At 55.0% G+C, this 15,594-nt stretch carries 12 protein-coding genes; 8 read left to right on the top strand and 4 right to left on the bottom strand.

The window, feature by feature from the left end; all coding sequences use genetic code 11:
- Window positions 1-44 precede the first annotated feature (44 nt).
- From AABZ39_06565 to AABZ39_06550, 4 genes are all read left to right on the top strand, one after another.
- Window positions 45-230 (top strand): hypothetical protein, encoded by a 186-nt coding sequence (locus AABZ39_06565; protein ID MEK6794420.1) that lies wholly within the window; start codon window positions 45-47, stop codon window positions 228-230.
- A 96-nt stretch (window positions 231-326) separates the two neighbouring features.
- Window positions 327-644, top strand: a complete 318-nt coding sequence (locus tag AABZ39_06560; GenBank protein MEK6794419.1) for a hypothetical protein — start codon at window positions 327-329, stop codon at window positions 642-644.
- 3 nt (window positions 645-647) lie between these two features.
- Complete coding sequence (locus AABZ39_06555) at window positions 648-1,766, top strand: glutathionylspermidine synthase family protein (GenBank protein MEK6794418.1); 1,119 nt, start codon at window positions 648-650, stop codon at window positions 1,764-1,766.
- Between the two features lie 3 nt (window positions 1,767-1,769).
- On the top strand, window positions 1,770-2,183 hold the full coding sequence (locus AABZ39_06550) for a DUF350 domain-containing protein (GenBank protein MEK6794417.1): 414 nt from the start codon (window positions 1,770-1,772) through the stop codon (window positions 2,181-2,183).
- 30 nt (window positions 2,184-2,213) lie between these two features.
- On the opposite strand, the gene AABZ39_06545 is transcribed toward AABZ39_06550, so the two are convergent.
- Window positions 2,214-3,608: a radical SAM protein gene (locus AABZ39_06545; GenBank protein MEK6794416.1), complete on the bottom strand. Its 1,395-nt coding sequence runs from the start codon at window positions 3,606-3,608 to the stop codon at window positions 2,214-2,216.
- Window positions 3,609-3,726: 118 nt separating this feature from the next.
- Between AABZ39_06545 and AABZ39_06540 the strand changes: the two genes are divergently transcribed.
- The 4 genes from AABZ39_06540 to AABZ39_06525 all read left to right on the top strand — a co-directional run bounded on the left by AABZ39_06540 (window position 3,727) and on the right by AABZ39_06525 (window position 9,437).
- Window positions 3,727-4,983 carry a valine--pyruvate transaminase gene (locus AABZ39_06540; GenBank protein MEK6794415.1) on the top strand — a complete coding sequence of 419 codons (1,257 nt, stop codon included), beginning with the start codon at window positions 3,727-3,729 and terminating at the stop codon, window positions 4,981-4,983.
- Window positions 4,984-5,074: 91 nt separating this feature from the next.
- A complete protein-coding gene (locus AABZ39_06535) occupies window positions 5,075-5,959 on the top strand; it encodes a tyrosine recombinase XerC (GenBank protein ID MEK6794414.1) in 885 nt (294 codons plus the stop codon).
- A gap of 161 nt (window positions 5,960-6,120) precedes the next feature.
- Complete coding sequence (locus AABZ39_06530; GenBank protein ID MEK6794413.1) at window positions 6,121-7,425, top strand: alpha-L-fucosidase; 1,305 nt, start codon at window positions 6,121-6,123, stop codon at window positions 7,423-7,425.
- A 2-nt stretch (window positions 7,426-7,427) separates the two neighbouring features.
- Window positions 7,428-9,437: an alpha-amylase family protein gene (locus AABZ39_06525; GenBank protein ID MEK6794412.1), complete on the top strand. Its 2,010-nt coding sequence runs from the start codon at window positions 7,428-7,430 to the stop codon at window positions 9,435-9,437.
- A gap of 6 nt (window positions 9,438-9,443) precedes the next feature.
- Here AABZ39_06525 and AABZ39_06520 read toward each other — a convergent pair whose 3' ends face one another.
- The 3 genes from AABZ39_06520 to AABZ39_06510 form a co-directional block, all read right to left on the bottom strand.
- Window positions 9,444-10,763 (bottom strand): PQQ-binding-like beta-propeller repeat protein, encoded by a 1,320-nt coding sequence (locus tag AABZ39_06520; GenBank protein ID MEK6794411.1) that lies wholly within the window; start codon window positions 10,761-10,763, stop codon window positions 9,444-9,446.
- A 230-nt stretch (window positions 10,764-10,993) separates the two neighbouring features.
- Window positions 10,994-12,358, bottom strand: a complete 1,365-nt coding sequence (locus tag AABZ39_06515) for an amidohydrolase family protein (GenBank protein MEK6794410.1) — start codon at window positions 12,356-12,358, stop codon at window positions 10,994-10,996.
- Between the two features lie 35 nt (window positions 12,359-12,393).
- Window positions 12,394-15,540, bottom strand: a complete 3,147-nt coding sequence (locus tag AABZ39_06510) for a LamG-like jellyroll fold domain-containing protein (GenBank protein MEK6794409.1) — start codon at window positions 15,538-15,540, stop codon at window positions 12,394-12,396.
- Window positions 15,541-15,594 lie beyond the last annotated feature (54 nt).

The following is a 15,594-nucleotide window of genomic DNA, read 5'->3' as shown; positions in this document are numbered from 1 at the left end:
TTAAGCAACGAAAGCGTAAGGAAATATACAGCATCCCGCTTGCCGTGCGAGACGGGCTCACGTTCCGCGATATCGTGCTCTGGGGCCTTTCCCATGATAGCGCAGTTGTCGGGATCGTTCGCGGCAGGGAACAGATGCTCGCCTGCGCTCCGACAGAGCGCATCCGCGAGGGAGACAAAGCCGTGGTCATTGCCGATGACCGCATCGCCGTGATCGATGCGAAGGCATAGCGGTTTCGCACTTGACAGTGCCACTCCGCAGACTATACTGTCGGAAGAACGGGCGGTATCGGACAGCAACGGACATCCCACCATCAAGGAGATCATATGAGTGACCACGCCAGGAAACGAAGATCATCACTGCACGTATCGCTTGTGCTCATCGGCGGCATGGCGCTCTCCAATGGCGAAGCGCGCACCAGTAATGCGACGGCGGGCGGAGGCAATTGGACCGCAGTGCAGGGCAAGAGTGTTATCACGAATATGGCAACAAATTCCGCCTCCCGCTATTACCGGGGCTCGACATATTATCATGGTACCGGCACAGCCGGGAGCGCGAAAGCGGCATCCTCGCCGGACGGGGCATCGCCTGTTTCCCGCGGCGGGTTCGGCGGTTCGGCCGCGAGCCACAGCTCGGGCGGCTGATCAGTGATACGACGGGAATGCACGCCGCGTACGAACTGGCGGGAGGCCGTTGAATCGCTCGGGTGCAATTTTCATACGATAGACGGCGCACCGTACTGGGATGAATCCGCATGCTACGAATTCACCGCGGACCAGATCGATATGCTTGAATCGGCCACCGCCGAGATAGAGCGTATCTGCCGCGAGGCCGTTCTGCATGTGGTACGTGAGAAACGGGCAAAAGATATCGGCATCCCCGAGGCATTCATTCCCTATGTTATGAATTCGTATGATGCGCGGGAAACGAGCATCTACGGGCGCTTCGATCTTGTCTTCGACGGCAAGGATCACCCGAAGCTCCTTGAATATAATGCCGATACGCCCACAGCACTCCTTGAGGCGAGCGTGGTTCAGTGGCATTGGATGAAGGATCGTGCAGCAGATGCTGACCAGTTCAATTCCATTCATGAAAAGCTCATTGCGGCGTGGAAAAAGACGGGGATACGTTCGATGCATTTCAGCTGCATACGCGACCACGATGAGGATCTTGGGAACACTGAGTACATCCGCGATACGGCCGCGCAGGCGGGCATCGAGACAAAACATGTCTTCGTCGAGGATATCGGCTGGGACAGCAGACAGAAAAAGTTCATTGATAAGGATGGCGCTGTCATCCAGACGATGTTCAAACTGTATCCGTGGGAATGGCTTTTCGCTGACTCCTTCGGGCCGCACATCGCCGAGAGCGGCGTGCGTTTCATCGAGCCGGCATGGAAACTCATGCTGAGCAACAAGGGGATACTCCCGATACTCTGGGAACTGTTCCCCGGGCATCCGAATCTCCTGCCGGCGTACTTCGATAACCGTTTCAGTGACAATTATGTGCGTAAGCCGTTCCTATCGCGCGAAGGGAGCAATGTGAGCATTGTCCGCAACGGCACCGTCCAGGAGAAGGGCGGCACGTACGGTGCGGAGGGATACATCTACCAGGAACACATGCCGGTCCCATCGTTCGATGGGAATTACACGACGATCGGATCTTGGGTCATCGGCGGTGAACCGGCAGGCATAGGCATTCGCGAGGATACCACCGAGATAACCATGAATTCGAGCAGATTCATTCCACATTATTTCAAGGAGTAACGTATGATGAACGAAGTGATGGCATCGCTGAGCGGACTGATCCCTTTCCTCAAGTATTTCGGCGGGGGCGTGGGGCTTGTCCTTGTCTTTTCGCTCGTCTACCTTCTGGTAACACCCTATCCCGAGGTAAAGCTGATACGGGGCGGGTCCGTTGCGCCGGCTATAAGCTTCGGCGGGGCGATATTCGGCTTTATCTGCCCGCTCGTCGCGGCGATATCGCACAGTGTGAGTTTTCTGGACATGGTCCTCTGGGCGTTGGTGGCGCTGTGCGTGCAGGTGGCGACCTTCCTTATCATTCGCATCTTCCTGCCGTCGCTCATAAAGAACGTTGAGAAGAACCAGTTGTCTTCCGCTATCCTCATCGCGATAATATCGATCGCGGTAGGCATGGTCAACGCGGCAAGCATGACGTATTGAGCGTTCGGTCCGCGCCGAGCGCCTTGGAAGTTATTTCTTCTTCGATCCTGAACGGAGAAAATACCGCACGAAAAGCGACGCATAATGCGGTATCTTCGTTATCATGCGCTTCATTATCGACGGCTGCATCCAGTAGAGCGGCCGGACATAGAACGAGAAGTACGCCTTTCTCAGCATACGCTCGACAAGTTCTTTGGGCATGGTGTCCGTTTCGAAATAGGCCGCGCGTTCGAAGGTGCCATAGAGATTCCAATCGTCGATGAGAAGCCGCCCGTCACTCCTGATCATATCGTAGAGCTTCGTCCCCGGATACGGCACCGTGATGAGGAATTGCGCAAAGGAGGGATTAAGCTCCTTCGCGAAGTCGATGGTCGCCTGCATGGTCTCTTCGGTCTCGCCGAAATTCCCTATCATGAAGAACGCCACCGTTTCGAGGCCGACCTTTTTCGCGAGCCTGAACGCGGCGCGTATGTCGTCGAGCGTGATGTTCTTCTGTATCGCATCGAGCATGCGCTGCGATCCTGACTCAACGCCGAAACCCACGCGCGTACAGCCGGCGCGCTTCATCCACATGAGCATCTCTTCTGATATCGGCTTCACGCGAATTCCCGAGGGCATCACCCATTCGACGACGAGCTTTTCATCGACGATCTTTTTACATATCTCGATGACACGCCGCGGCGATGAGGTGAACGAATCATCCACAATGCCTATCTGCTTAACGCGATAATCCTTCACGAGCATGCGCCACTCGCCGAGGACATTGTCGGCGCTCCGCATCCGGCAGGAGGTTCCGAATATCCCCTTGTAGCAGAACACGCATTGGTATGGACAGCCGCGCGAGGTGATCATGCCCGCGGAAAGGACGTTCTTGTCGAGGAGCGGCTGCTGCGTGGAATACATCGTAAGCGGAGGGAAGAGATGCCACGCGGGATAGGGTACTTCGTTCAAGTCCTTGATGCGCTCTCGGTCAGGCGTATGGACCACGACACCGTCCTTCAAATAAGAAAGCCCTGCGATGTGGGAGAGATCGCGTGTGCGGACCTTATCGAAATTCGCGAGCAATTCGACGATGGTCCGCTCGCCCTCGCCGCGTACGACGACGTCACAGTAATGAGCCGCTTCTTCCGGCAACGCGCTCACATGCGGCCCGCCCAGCACCACCGGTACCGAGCGCTTTCTGCACAGTTCGGCGATCTGCCATGCGCGCTTTATCGTCGGCGTGCTCGCGGTGATGCCGCAGAGATCGGCGCTGGATATGGCATCTATTATCTCCGTCGTCGATTTCTCATCGACGGTGAGGTCAAGGACATGGACGGCGTGACCCGCTTTCTCGATGACCGCGGCGATGTAGCCGAGACCCGGCGGGAGCGACTCGCGGGTGTTCATGACGATGCCGTTGGGATTGATGAGAAGTATGTTCATTGCCGTTACTATATAAACATCCGTTCATTATCGCAATAGAGCTGAGTATCGATATATTCCCGGTATTTCCCTTGCCGTAAAAGCGTGATACAATGGAGCATCGTAATGGAGTTCTGCCATGGAGCTGTCGAAATTCGGGAAGAAGATGACGGAGCGGTCGGGCATTCTCACGCTCATGGACGATCTCGGCAAAGCCCTCAACGACGGCACGAACATGATAATGATGGGCGGCGGCAATCCCGCGCATATACCCGCCGTGGGATCGATATGGCGCAGCCGCATGCACGAGATTCTCGATAAGGACGACGAGTTCGAACGTGTCATCGGCAACTACGATGCGCCGCAGGGAAAGAAGGAATTCATCGATGCGCTCGTCGTTTTTTTCAACCGCGAATACGGCTGGAACATCACGGCGGCGAACATCGCGATAACGAACGGGAGTCAGAACAGTTTTTTCTTTCTGTTCAACATCCTCGGCGGCGAATACGACGGCGGCGTGAGCAGGAAGATACTGTTCCCGCTTTGCCCGGAATATATCGGCTATGTCGACCAGGGCATCAATCACGGGCTTTTCGTATCGCGCAAGCCGAAGATAGAGATCATCGATGAGCACACGTTCAAATATCACATCGATTTCGATGATTTCACCATCGGCGACGACATCGCTGCGATATGCATTTCCCGCCCGACGAATCCTACCGGGAATGTCATCACCGACAGCGAGCTTGCGCACCTTTCCGACATGGCGCGCGCAAAGGGCATACCGCTCATCATCGACAATGCGTATGGTCATCCATTCCCTGGTGTCCTTTTTGAGCCGGCTACACTGCATTGGGACAAGCACATCATTCTATCGATGAGCCTCTCAAAGCTCGGGCTGCCATCGACACGGACAGGCATCATGATCGCCAATGAGGAGATCGTTGCGGCGATAGCGTCCATCAATGCCATTGTCAATCTCGCCAACGGCACTATCGGACAGGCGATACTTGAGCCGTATATCCGCACCGGTGAGATAAAGAACATCGTGCGTGATACGATATTCCCTTTCTATCGCGCTCGCGCGACGAATATCGAACGCGTGATCCGCAGGGAACTTGACGGGCTCCCCTATTATCTCCATAAGATAGAAGGCGCATTCTTCGTATGGCTCTGGTTCAAGGGGCTGCCGATAACCTGTCTTCAACTCTACGAGCGGCTGAAAAAAAAGGGCCTGCTCGTCGTCCCCGGCCATTATTTTTTCGATGCGCTCGCTGAACAATGGGACCATACCGATGAATGCATACGGATGAATTATGCCATGGACGAAGCCATGACGGCACGCGGGATAGCGATACTGGGCGAAGAGCTTAGGATGATCTATCGAATGGGGTAGGGTTCGCAGGGCACGCGGTTGATCGCACCATCGGCGATGAAGCGCATCATTTTTACGCATCCGTGTTCCGATAATGTAATCGGAGCCCTCCATGGATTCGGACATACTCGCTTCGTTCTCGGATTACCTCAGGTCGCGCAAGCGCTCCGAGAACACGATACTCGCGTACGGCAAGGACCTCGGCTTCTATACCGGGTATCTGTCATCGATAGGGAAGTCCGTTACGGATGCTACCGCGTTCACGGTGCGCGCGTATCTCTCGCATGTGAAGAACAAAGGGTGCAGCAACCGCACCATGGCGCGCCATCTCTCGGCGATAAAGAAATTCTATTTTTTCCTCGTACGTTCCGGGCGCTTTACCGACAACGGCATACTCGATATGCGTTCGCCCCGCACGGAAAAGAACATCGTTACTTTCCTCGAGCCAGATGAGATAGAGCGCATGCTCTCCCTCGGCGGCAACGATTTTCTTTCGCTGCGCAACCGCTACATGATACTCCTCTTCTATGCGAGCGGGCTTCGTGTGTCGGAGCTCTGTTCACTCACGGTCGATGCCATTGATGCATCCTCGGACATGATACGCATCACCGGCAAGGGCGATAAAGTACGCGAGATACCCCTTCTCCCTGCGATAACCCGGACGCTGCCGGATTATCTCGCGGGAAGGACGCGGTATCTGACCGCCTCGGGCCGTATCTGCGAAGCGCTTTTCATCAACAAGAACGGCACCCCGCTCGGTCAGCGCGGCGTGCGGCATATCATGAAGATACTGATACGGCGGCTCGCCATCGGCAGGAAAATATCGCCGCACACGCTTCGGCATACGTTCGCCACGCATCTTATCAACAACGGAGCCGACATACGCGCCGTGCAGGAACTCCTTGGACATTCATCGTTGTCGACGACACAGCGCTACACGCATGTCACCAACCGAAGGATCATCGAAGTGTATAACAGAGCGCATCCGCACGCGTAGGCACGGAGGCCGAGGTTCGCACGAGACACGGAGGTCGATTTGTGCGAACCGTTGCGAAAGTCAACAAAATACACCTTATTGTCAATGAAAAACGTTCCCCCCATACCGGCACATGCTTATGCTATTCCCGACATCCGCGCTCGTGCGGAAAGGAGTTCGCTATGCTTGAGACATTGAAAACCCCGGGCGATACGAAATGGTTCGTGAAGGATCGCTTCGGTCTTTTCATACACTGGGGACTCTATTCGATGGCGGCCCGTCACGAATGGGTGAAGCATACGGAGCGTATACCGAACGAAGTGTACGATGAAAAATATTTCAAGCGATTCGACCCCGATCTCTATGACCCCAATCTCTGGGCGGACGCAGCCTCGAATGCGGGAATGAAATACTTCGTGATAACGACGAAGCATCACGAGGGGTTCTGTCTCTGGGATTCCAAGCTTACCGATTATAAAGCGCAGAATACGCCGGCCAAACGCGACCTCCTTCGCCCGATGATAGAAGCGTTCAGAAAACGCGATATGAAAGTGGGGCTCTATCATTCCATCATCGACTGGCATCATCCGCAGTATGTCATCGACAATAAGAACGGACCGTATCGCGAAAGCCCTGAGCGTGAGAAGATGAACCAGGGCCGCGATCAGATGAAATATGCCGACTATCTCCACGGACAGGTGAAGGAGATACTCACCGATTACGGCACGATCGATGTGCTCTGGTTCGACTTCTCATTCCCCGACAAGGAAGCCCCGGACGATTTCACCCGCGGCAAAGGTCACAAGGCGTGGCGCTCCGCCGAGCTCATGGCGATGATACGGAAACTTCAGCCGCACGTCATACTCGACGACAGGCTCGATCTCCCCGACGGCTGGGATGTGAAAACGCCCGAGCAGGTACAGCCGCGCGAATGGGTGACCGTGAACGGAAAACCCGTGGTATGGGAGGCATGTCAGACTCTTTCCGGCTCTTGGGGATATCATCGCGATGAAGCGAGTTTCAGAAGCACGGAAAATCTGATAGAAACACTTATCGATTGCGTATCGAAGGGCGGCAATCTCCTTCTCAATGTAGGTCCAACCGCCCGCGGCGAATTCGACGAGAGAGCGCTCGAACGCCTCAACGGCATAGGGACGTGGATGCGCAGACACAGCCGCTCCATCTATGGATGCACGCAGGCGCCCGCGGAGTTCAAGACGCCGGACGGCTGCCGTCTCACCTACAATCCCGATACGAAACGCCTCTACGTCCATTGCTTCGTTTGGCCGTACAAGCATCTCCATTGCGACGGATTCGGCGGCAAGGTAAAATATGCACAGCTTCTCAACGACGGCTCTGAGGTCGGCATCAAAATGGATGAGTGGCATGCGAAACAGCTCGGCCTCGCCACTGACGCGATAACGATAACGCTGCCGCAGGTAAAGCCCAACGTCACCGTACCGGTGATAGAATTATTTCTGGAGTGACCATGAAAAGCCAGTTCCGCTATCGCCAAGTTCATCTCGATTTCCACACGTCGGAACATATACCCGATGTCGGCGCACAATTCGACAAAAAGCAGTTCGCCGAAGCGCTTACGGTCGGCAATGTCGATTCGATAACCGTGTTCGCCGTATGTCATCACGGCTGGGCGTATTATCCGACCAAGGTCGGGAAGGCGCATCCGAACCTGAAGAACAAGGACCTCCTCGGCGATATGATCGATGCGTGTCATGCGAACGGCGTGAACGCGCCGGTGTACATCACCGTGCAGTGGAACGAGCGCGTTGCCCGCGAGCATCCGGAATGGCGCGTGGTGAAGGGTGATGCCGCCTCGCAGCAGTCGGACCTCAATCAGCTTGGAGCCGGATGGCATTCGCTGTGCCTCAGCAATGACGAATATGTCGATCTTGTCATAGCGCAGGCGCATGAAGTGATGGACATGTACAAGGCTGACGGATTATTTTTCGATATACTCATCGCATGGGACTGCTGCTGCCGCAATTGCATCGAACGCATGAAAAAAGCGGGCCTCGATCCGAACAAAAAAGAGGACCGCCTCGCCAATCACCGCACTGTGATAATGGATTATTACAAACGTGTCACCGGTGCTGTGCATAAGAAAGATCCATCGATGCGCATTTTCCACAACAGCGGTCATATCTATAAGGGTGAACGCGAACGCTGGCAGTACTTCACGCATCTTGAACTCGAATCGCTCCCGACGGCGGGCTGGGGCTACGATCACTTCCCGCTCTCGGCGCGCTATGCGAATACGCTCGGTATGGAATATCTCGGCATGACGGGGAAATTCCACACATCCTGGGGCGAGTTCGGCGGCTTCAAACGCCCGGCGGCGCTCGAATATGAATGCGCGCTCATGACATCGCTCGGTGCGCGTTCAAGCGTGGGAGATCAGCTCCATCCATCTGGAAAAATGGATATGGATACGTATAAGACCATCGGCGCGGGATATTCGAGGGTGAAAGCACTCGAGGAATATGCCATCGGCTCGACACCGTGTTCGGAGATAGCGCTCCTTTCCGCGGAAGCAGTGTTCCATTCCCGCGAGCACGAATCGATTGACATGGGTGCGGCGCGCATACTGAACGAACTTCATCTTATGTACGATGTCATCGATATGGACGAGGACTTCTCGAAGTACAAGCTCATCGTCCTGCCGGACATCTGTACGCTCGACGATGCGCTCGCGAAAAAAGTGAACGCGTATGTGAAAAAGGGCGGGAAACTCCTCCTTTCCGGCACGTCGGGGATGAAGCCGGATGCGTCAGCGTTCGCCGTCGATATGCGCGCGAAAGTGTTAGGTGCATCGGAGTTCAATCCGGATTACGTGAAGGCGGTGAGCGGACTCGATGACAGCCTCATCGAATCGCCGTTCGTGATGTATGCCGCGGCGCAGAAGGTGAAGGCAGCCGGTGCCGATGTCCTTGCCGAAGTATACAATCCGTACTTCAATCGGACATGGGAGCATTTCTGCTCGCATCAGCATACGCCGTACAAGACGGAACGCTCTTCGGAGAACGATGCGATAATCATGGACGGGAATATTGTCTACATTGCGTATCCGATATTCAAGACATACTACGATCGCGGGCAGCCGCTCTATAAATATCTCGTCCGCGGCGCGATCAATAAGCTTCTGCCGGATCGGGAACTTTCGGTGAAACTGCCGTCGAGCGGGCGCATGAGCTTCATGGAACAGAAGGAAAAGAACCGCATCGTGCTCCATCTCCTCTATGCGGAGATACAGCCCCGCGGCGAGAGCGGTGCAGGATGGGGACGCGGCGTGAAAATGCTCATCATCGAGGATGTGAACGAGCTGCATCGCATACCTGCGGAGATACGCTTGGAGAAAAAACCGTCACGCGTGTACTCGGCGTATACGAAAAATGATATTCCCTTCACCTATGAGAACGGGAAGGCGAAGATCACCGTCGATACCATGTATATCCATGAAGCGGTGGTCATCGAGCGGTAGGGGTATCTATTTCCCGTTCGCAATGCAGTAAAGCTTCGTATGCCCCCGCACAATGAGATCACCGCCGATCGCCGCGGGGGACGCGGTGATGCCGTCATCGAGCTTATTGACCGATATCACTTTGAACGATGAGCCCTTTGCAAGCACCACGCCGGTGCCGTCCTTTCCGAAGAGGTAGATATACTTGCCCGCTGCAATCGGCGATGAGAATATCTGCTTCATGTCCTCAAGCTTTTGCGGCCCGTACTGAACCGCGCCGTCCGCCGACCGCACACAGGTTATGACGCCGTCATTCGCTTTCAGATAATAAAGCAGACCGTCGGCGAGCACCGGTGACGGCACATACGGCGTGTCCTTCTGTTTCGACCAGACTATGCTTTTGCTGTCGGTGATATCGCCTTTCGCGGAGGCGATGTCTATTGCAAGAAGCGAGGCCCCGCGGAAACCGCTCATGCAGATGACGTTCTTCCCGTCGAACACCGGACACGGAATGACATTACCGGTCATGCCGGCGCATTCCCAGATGAGCGTGCCGTTGTGCGCATCGTAGCTTCGGATCTTCTTCGTTGCCGATACGACTATCTGCGTTTTGCCGTGCACGGAGACGACAAGCGGCGTCGACCACGATGTCTGTTCATCGCGCGTCACGCGCCATTTTTCAGCACCGGTCTTTTTATCGAGCGCGACGAGAGCTGAACCGCTTTCCTGGTCGAGGTTCATTATCACCAAGTCGCCGGAGAGCACGGGCGATATGCCCTCGCCGAAATTCGCTTTCATCTTCATGAGACCGAAGCGTTTTGACCATATCTTCTTTCCGTTCATATCGAGGCAATAGAGGCCGTATGAACCGAAGTAGGTGTAAAGATGCTCACCGTCGGTCGTTGAAGAACCCGATGCCCATGACCCGTCCGCATGCGTTGCGGAGAACGGTATCTCTTCGAGCATGGATTCTTTCCACACGATCTTTCCGTCAGCAGCATTCACCGCAACAACAGCGAACGCGAGCGACTTCGCCGGAAGATGCGCGCTCTTCCGGTGGAATTCCGGCGTCTCAGCTTCTACCGCTTTCACTTTCTCAACATCAGCTGCTTTGCCGGTCTCGATCGCGGTCGTGAGATATATCTTCCCTTTCCATATTATCGGTGATGAATGTCCGCGCCCGGGAATGACGGTTTTCCATTTGATATTCTTCGTCTCGCTCCACGTCGTCGTCGGATCAGCGGCAGAAACGCCAGTGTGCAATGGTCCGCGCCATGAGGGCCAGTCGGTCGTTTGTGAGAACAGGGCTCCGGCAGCCAGAGCGAGCGTGAGCAGCGAGTTTCGCATTATATGCCTCTCTACAATGAATTGTTGATCGGATCAATTACGATTCTATTCTGTTCCGGAAGGAATGGCAAGCAACGGCAGGCTATTGCAAAAATAGCATGGGAATCGATATACATATACTCTGAAGACAAAGGGAGCAGTATCGAATAGAACAAGGGCTCACGGTTCCCGAGCCAAGCCGAGGGATGAGCCCTTGTTCTCTATATTCGCGACAGTCTCTATTCATATTATCATTTGTATTCAATAGTTCTTGCAAGAAAGGCATTCGGGTTCTTCACTGAAACCGCATCCCATTCCTTTCCGAACGCCGCAGTGAACCGCTTGATATAGGTGCCGAGGTCCGGGTCCTTGAGGCTCAGTATGAACCAGTCGGAACCATAGAGCACCTTCGACCGCGCATTCCCCGGCAGCTTCGCATACACATCCGCAACGAATGTCGCCAAAGGATGTCTGATCGAAGTGTCCTCGCGCTTCTCGAACCAGCCGGAGAGATCGGCGTATACGTTCGGGTATTTGATGATCGCTTCGCGTGCGAAGGCCGACCAATGCCCGGCGCGCCGTCCGTCAAGGTATTGATGCAGCCGTCCGAAACCGCCGAAGTGCGCGAGGTTGAGCGTAAGCCGCGGGTACACATCGAGCACTTTCGCCCAGAGCTTCGGATGATTGAAGACGCGGATGCGCTCGGATATCGCTTCGCCCACATTCACGATCGATGCATGGAAATCGATGACGCCGTCCTCGAATATATCGGTGACCGACGCTATCTCGCCCGAATCGTCGTCATAGATATCGCCTTGGGCCGCAACGCGGTCGGACATGACGGCGAAACCCGCTGCGGAGAAATGCACGGTGATGGGAATGCCGTTCTTCTCGGCATATTCGTAGAAGCCGCCCTTGCCGAATAGAAAGGGATCGGTAGGCGAGAATCCGATGGGCGGGTAGAGCTTTACCCCGGCGAATGTTCTTCCTTTACCGACCATATCGCCGATGAATGAGAGCAGTTTTCCATCGAGGGCATCATTGCGCCGCGGGTCGACGCCGAGGAACGGGAATATCCGGTCGCTGTGGCGTTTTTTGAGCTCGGTGAGCGTTGTTATCTGCGAATCGAATGCGCGTCCGGTATCGTTTTCGACCGCTCCGATCTGCACGGTGCGAAATCGTTCTTCGGCCTCCGATATCCAGCGCGATACCGTTTCGACAGCCGCATCGGCCCTTCCGCCCCTGCGCGATGCCACTGCATCTTTCCATCCCAGAAGCGTATCGGCCACGGTGCCTGCAACGCGTGTTCTTGTCCTTGCGACACCCTTGCCGGGCGAGGGGAGTATCTTCTCCATATACCCCACATCGAGCATGAGCGGACAGCACGCCATCGGCTCACCCGCGGCGTTATCGAGATCGGAAAGCGTCGCCTCGCCGTCCTCTGATGTACTGTTCTTGAGGAATGCCTCAACGGGGTGCGCATCGGCTTCGGTACGGTCGCCGACGGTCGCGATGCGGTCGAGCATCTCGCGCAGACGAAGCGTTGAGAGAAAAGCATCCACACCTTTGCCGGCCATGCCGGTGGTGAAGAAATGCGTGTGTACGTCGAATCGCATGGATACCCTCGGGCACGGTCTCGGTCAGGGACTATTCAATCCTTTCTCGCGGTTATTGCAAGCAGTATCGGTATCCCCGTGCCGTTCCTGCTCGTGAACTCTATCGACGCTATCTGTTTCGCCGGTTCGGGATTGAGCCATTCGAATATGCGAATGAAGCGCTCGTTCTGAGCATTCCCCGGAACCGATGTTCGCTTTACGCGCACCAGGAACGGAACGCTTTTTTCTTCCGACACGGGTTTCATCCACCAGTCGGTGGTGTTGTCGTTCACGATGATGGGAATATCACGGGTGCTTCCGTCGGCATAGCGGATGGCGTATGATGCGATGGTATCGCCTGCTTTCGCCCATGCGCATGAGTGCGTGAAGTATATCGCGGCTGCCTGCGCATTCACCGGTATAGGACCTGCTGAGAGCGGCAGTGCCGGTGTTTCCTTCGACTGAAGGACAATGCACGATCGCCCGCTATTCTTATCAGGGTCGATGATGTCGATTGGGACATGGTAGTATGTCTGCATTCCCGTCGGTATGCCGTCGATATTATTGAGCGCGCCCTGATCCGTCCACCCGCCGATGCCGTCGCCCGCCTTCTCATCATAAAATCCCATGTTGCAGAACGGCCTTATATCGATGTTCTTCCAGCCGTCCGTGCGTGCTTCGCGTGCCTGCGCGAAACCTTTCACCGAGCGCATCGCATCGGGGACATCGGGCTTGGCCGTCATTGATGCAAGAAGCTTTCTGTCATACGACGCATTCTCGAACGCGGCTTCGATCTTCCTGCAGTCTATCTTCCCGGTGAGATACAGCGGCTCAGTGCCGAGGCGCAGTGTTATCGTGCTTCCATCGCTTTGTATCTTCTTCTCATTGAGCATGATGTTCTGCGCGGTGAGTCCGGCGGCATCGAGCGGAAGCGTTACATCGATGTTCTTCATTCCCGTCTCTGCCCAGAGCACGGCTGTCGCATGGTCGTCGTTCGCATAGGTAAAGCACCAGACGGCGTCGTCCTTCGAGAGCCGCTTGCTGAATTTCATATCATCGAGCATGAACGCATGGAAGGCATAGGCGATGAAGAGCGGCTTCGGCGCGCTGTCAAAGGGGCCGGCACCGAAATCCCAGTGCATTTCGCGATAGTACGTTTCACCCAGATTGGCTTTGGCGAAATTAGCGCCGTCGCCGCGGAAAAAATAGAGGAAATATTTCTTCACATGCTCAGACTGCATGATGCTGCACGCTTTCACGATGTTGTCCGCTGCATCGCGGTACTGTTCATACGGCGGCTGTCGGTTCGCGACGGGGGGAAGCCCCTCGCAGTCGAGATCGGAGAAGAACGATGTGCTCCATATCCCGCCTTCCGTGTTCATGATGGGGCGGTCAGGCCCGTGTTTTTTCATATACGCATGGAAATCATCAAAGACCTTTATCCCATCCATGACATTGTCGCCCATTTTCGTTTTCCAGTGTATGGAAAGCGTATCCATGTATTTTGCAGCGCCGAGCTTGAATATCTCCGTGGGAAATGCTTCGAGATTTATCCAGCTCGATATGACGCCGCCCACCACTTCGAGCGAGGGGTCGATGCTCTTTATCACCGTATACGATCGCTTAAGGAGTTCGACGTACTCGGCAGGTGTGCCGCCCCACCATTTTTTCCCGGCATCGGGCTCATTCCATACTTCCCATACGCGCACATATTCCTTGTACCGCGTCACCGTATTCCTGACATACCGTTCCCATTCATTCCAGTCCGGCGGTACCTCGGTCGTGTGAAATCCGTGCACGCTCTCGTTCTTCGATGCCCAGAGCGGCGTTGCGAACAATGACCCCATCATCCGAAGGTCTTTCCCCTTGAGCGCCGTTATCACGCCGTCGGAGATAGTGTAATCGAATTTGCCGCGCTCCTTTTCCACACGATACCACTGCGTCGTCTGCAGCACATCATGCGAGCGGGCCCAGCGGAGACCGAGCTTACAGACAATATCGAGATGGTACTCGTCCTTTTTAATGTCCTTGCCCCACAGCTCCGGACGTACGCTTGCGCCGTAGTATTTCGGATGCGTGCCGTAAAAGCTTTCATCGCGTGTCGCGCGTTCGGATAATCCTTTCGGGATGACAGCGAACGTAGCCACATCCTTCCCTTTCTCCTTCTTGTCACCGGTGAGAATAAGACGTATCCGGTACATGCCGTACTTGTTCACCTGACACGTGAACGCATCCATTATCCCGTTCCGTGACGGAAGCGATATATCTTTTTCCGACTTGGAAACGACAACGCCGTAATGATCGATGACCTGATATTCTGCATGCAGATTGCGTTCGGACGTATTATTCGTTATGGGTACCAGTACTGTCACCGCCTGATCGAGGAAGTAGAGGCCGTCGCCCGCATTCTTCGATGCATAGCCGATAGCAGCATCCTTCAACATCGTGCCCGAATCGCCATCAGCAAGGAGATCGTTCCTGTCCGGTACCCAGTTGGCGGCAATAGTCGCTATCTCATCATCGGAAAGCTGCCGTTTCCACACCGCGACTTCATCAATAACGCCCGAAAGATCGTTCGCCGTGCCGGAACCCGGGCGGCTCCCGCCGATGTTCATCCAGGAATCATTGGGTGTATACGGCTTTTCCGGGAATTTCCCTTTCGCAAAAGCTATCTTTTTCCCATTGATGTATATGATCTTCTGCCCGCTTTCCTTATCCCATGTCACCGCTATATGCACCCATTCATTCTTAAAGAACGCATTGTTCGCCGCAGGGTCATACGTGTCCGCGCGGTTCTTCCAATCCCCCGTATACGACCAGAAATTGATGCGATTCTGTTTCGTGGTAACGATGAAACCTTCGCAGTTGAACGCTTGTATTACGCCGCTGTCATCGGACGGAAGCACCCAGAACGCGATGGTGCCCGCTGACGCATCGACTATACCCGCAGCATAATACTGTACGGCTGTCGCGTTCTGCGCCTTGTCGACAAGAAGTCCCTTTCCGTTCTTTCCCGCCGTGTAGACTATCTGCGCATTGCGCTCCTTGGGCTTGAACACGGGCGATCCGAGACTGTATTCCGGCTTTGCGCTTTCATCGAAGCTCGCGCAGAAGGAAATATCCTTCAAGATGCCCGACGGCGCAGCGAACAATGCTGCGGAGATAATGCTTAGAACAACAATGCTGTTGAAGACGATCTTCACAGGCGCCTCCGATGAGCTGTGATGCATCCTTAATATTTTGAATAGAACCCGCCG

The sequence above is a fragment of the Spirochaetota bacterium genome (genome assembly GCA_038043445.1).
In the GTDB taxonomy this organism is placed as follows: Bacteria; Spirochaetota; Brachyspiria; order Brachyspirales; family JACRPF01; genus JBBTBY01.
This window is presented reverse-complemented; position numbering and strand designations above follow the sequence as displayed.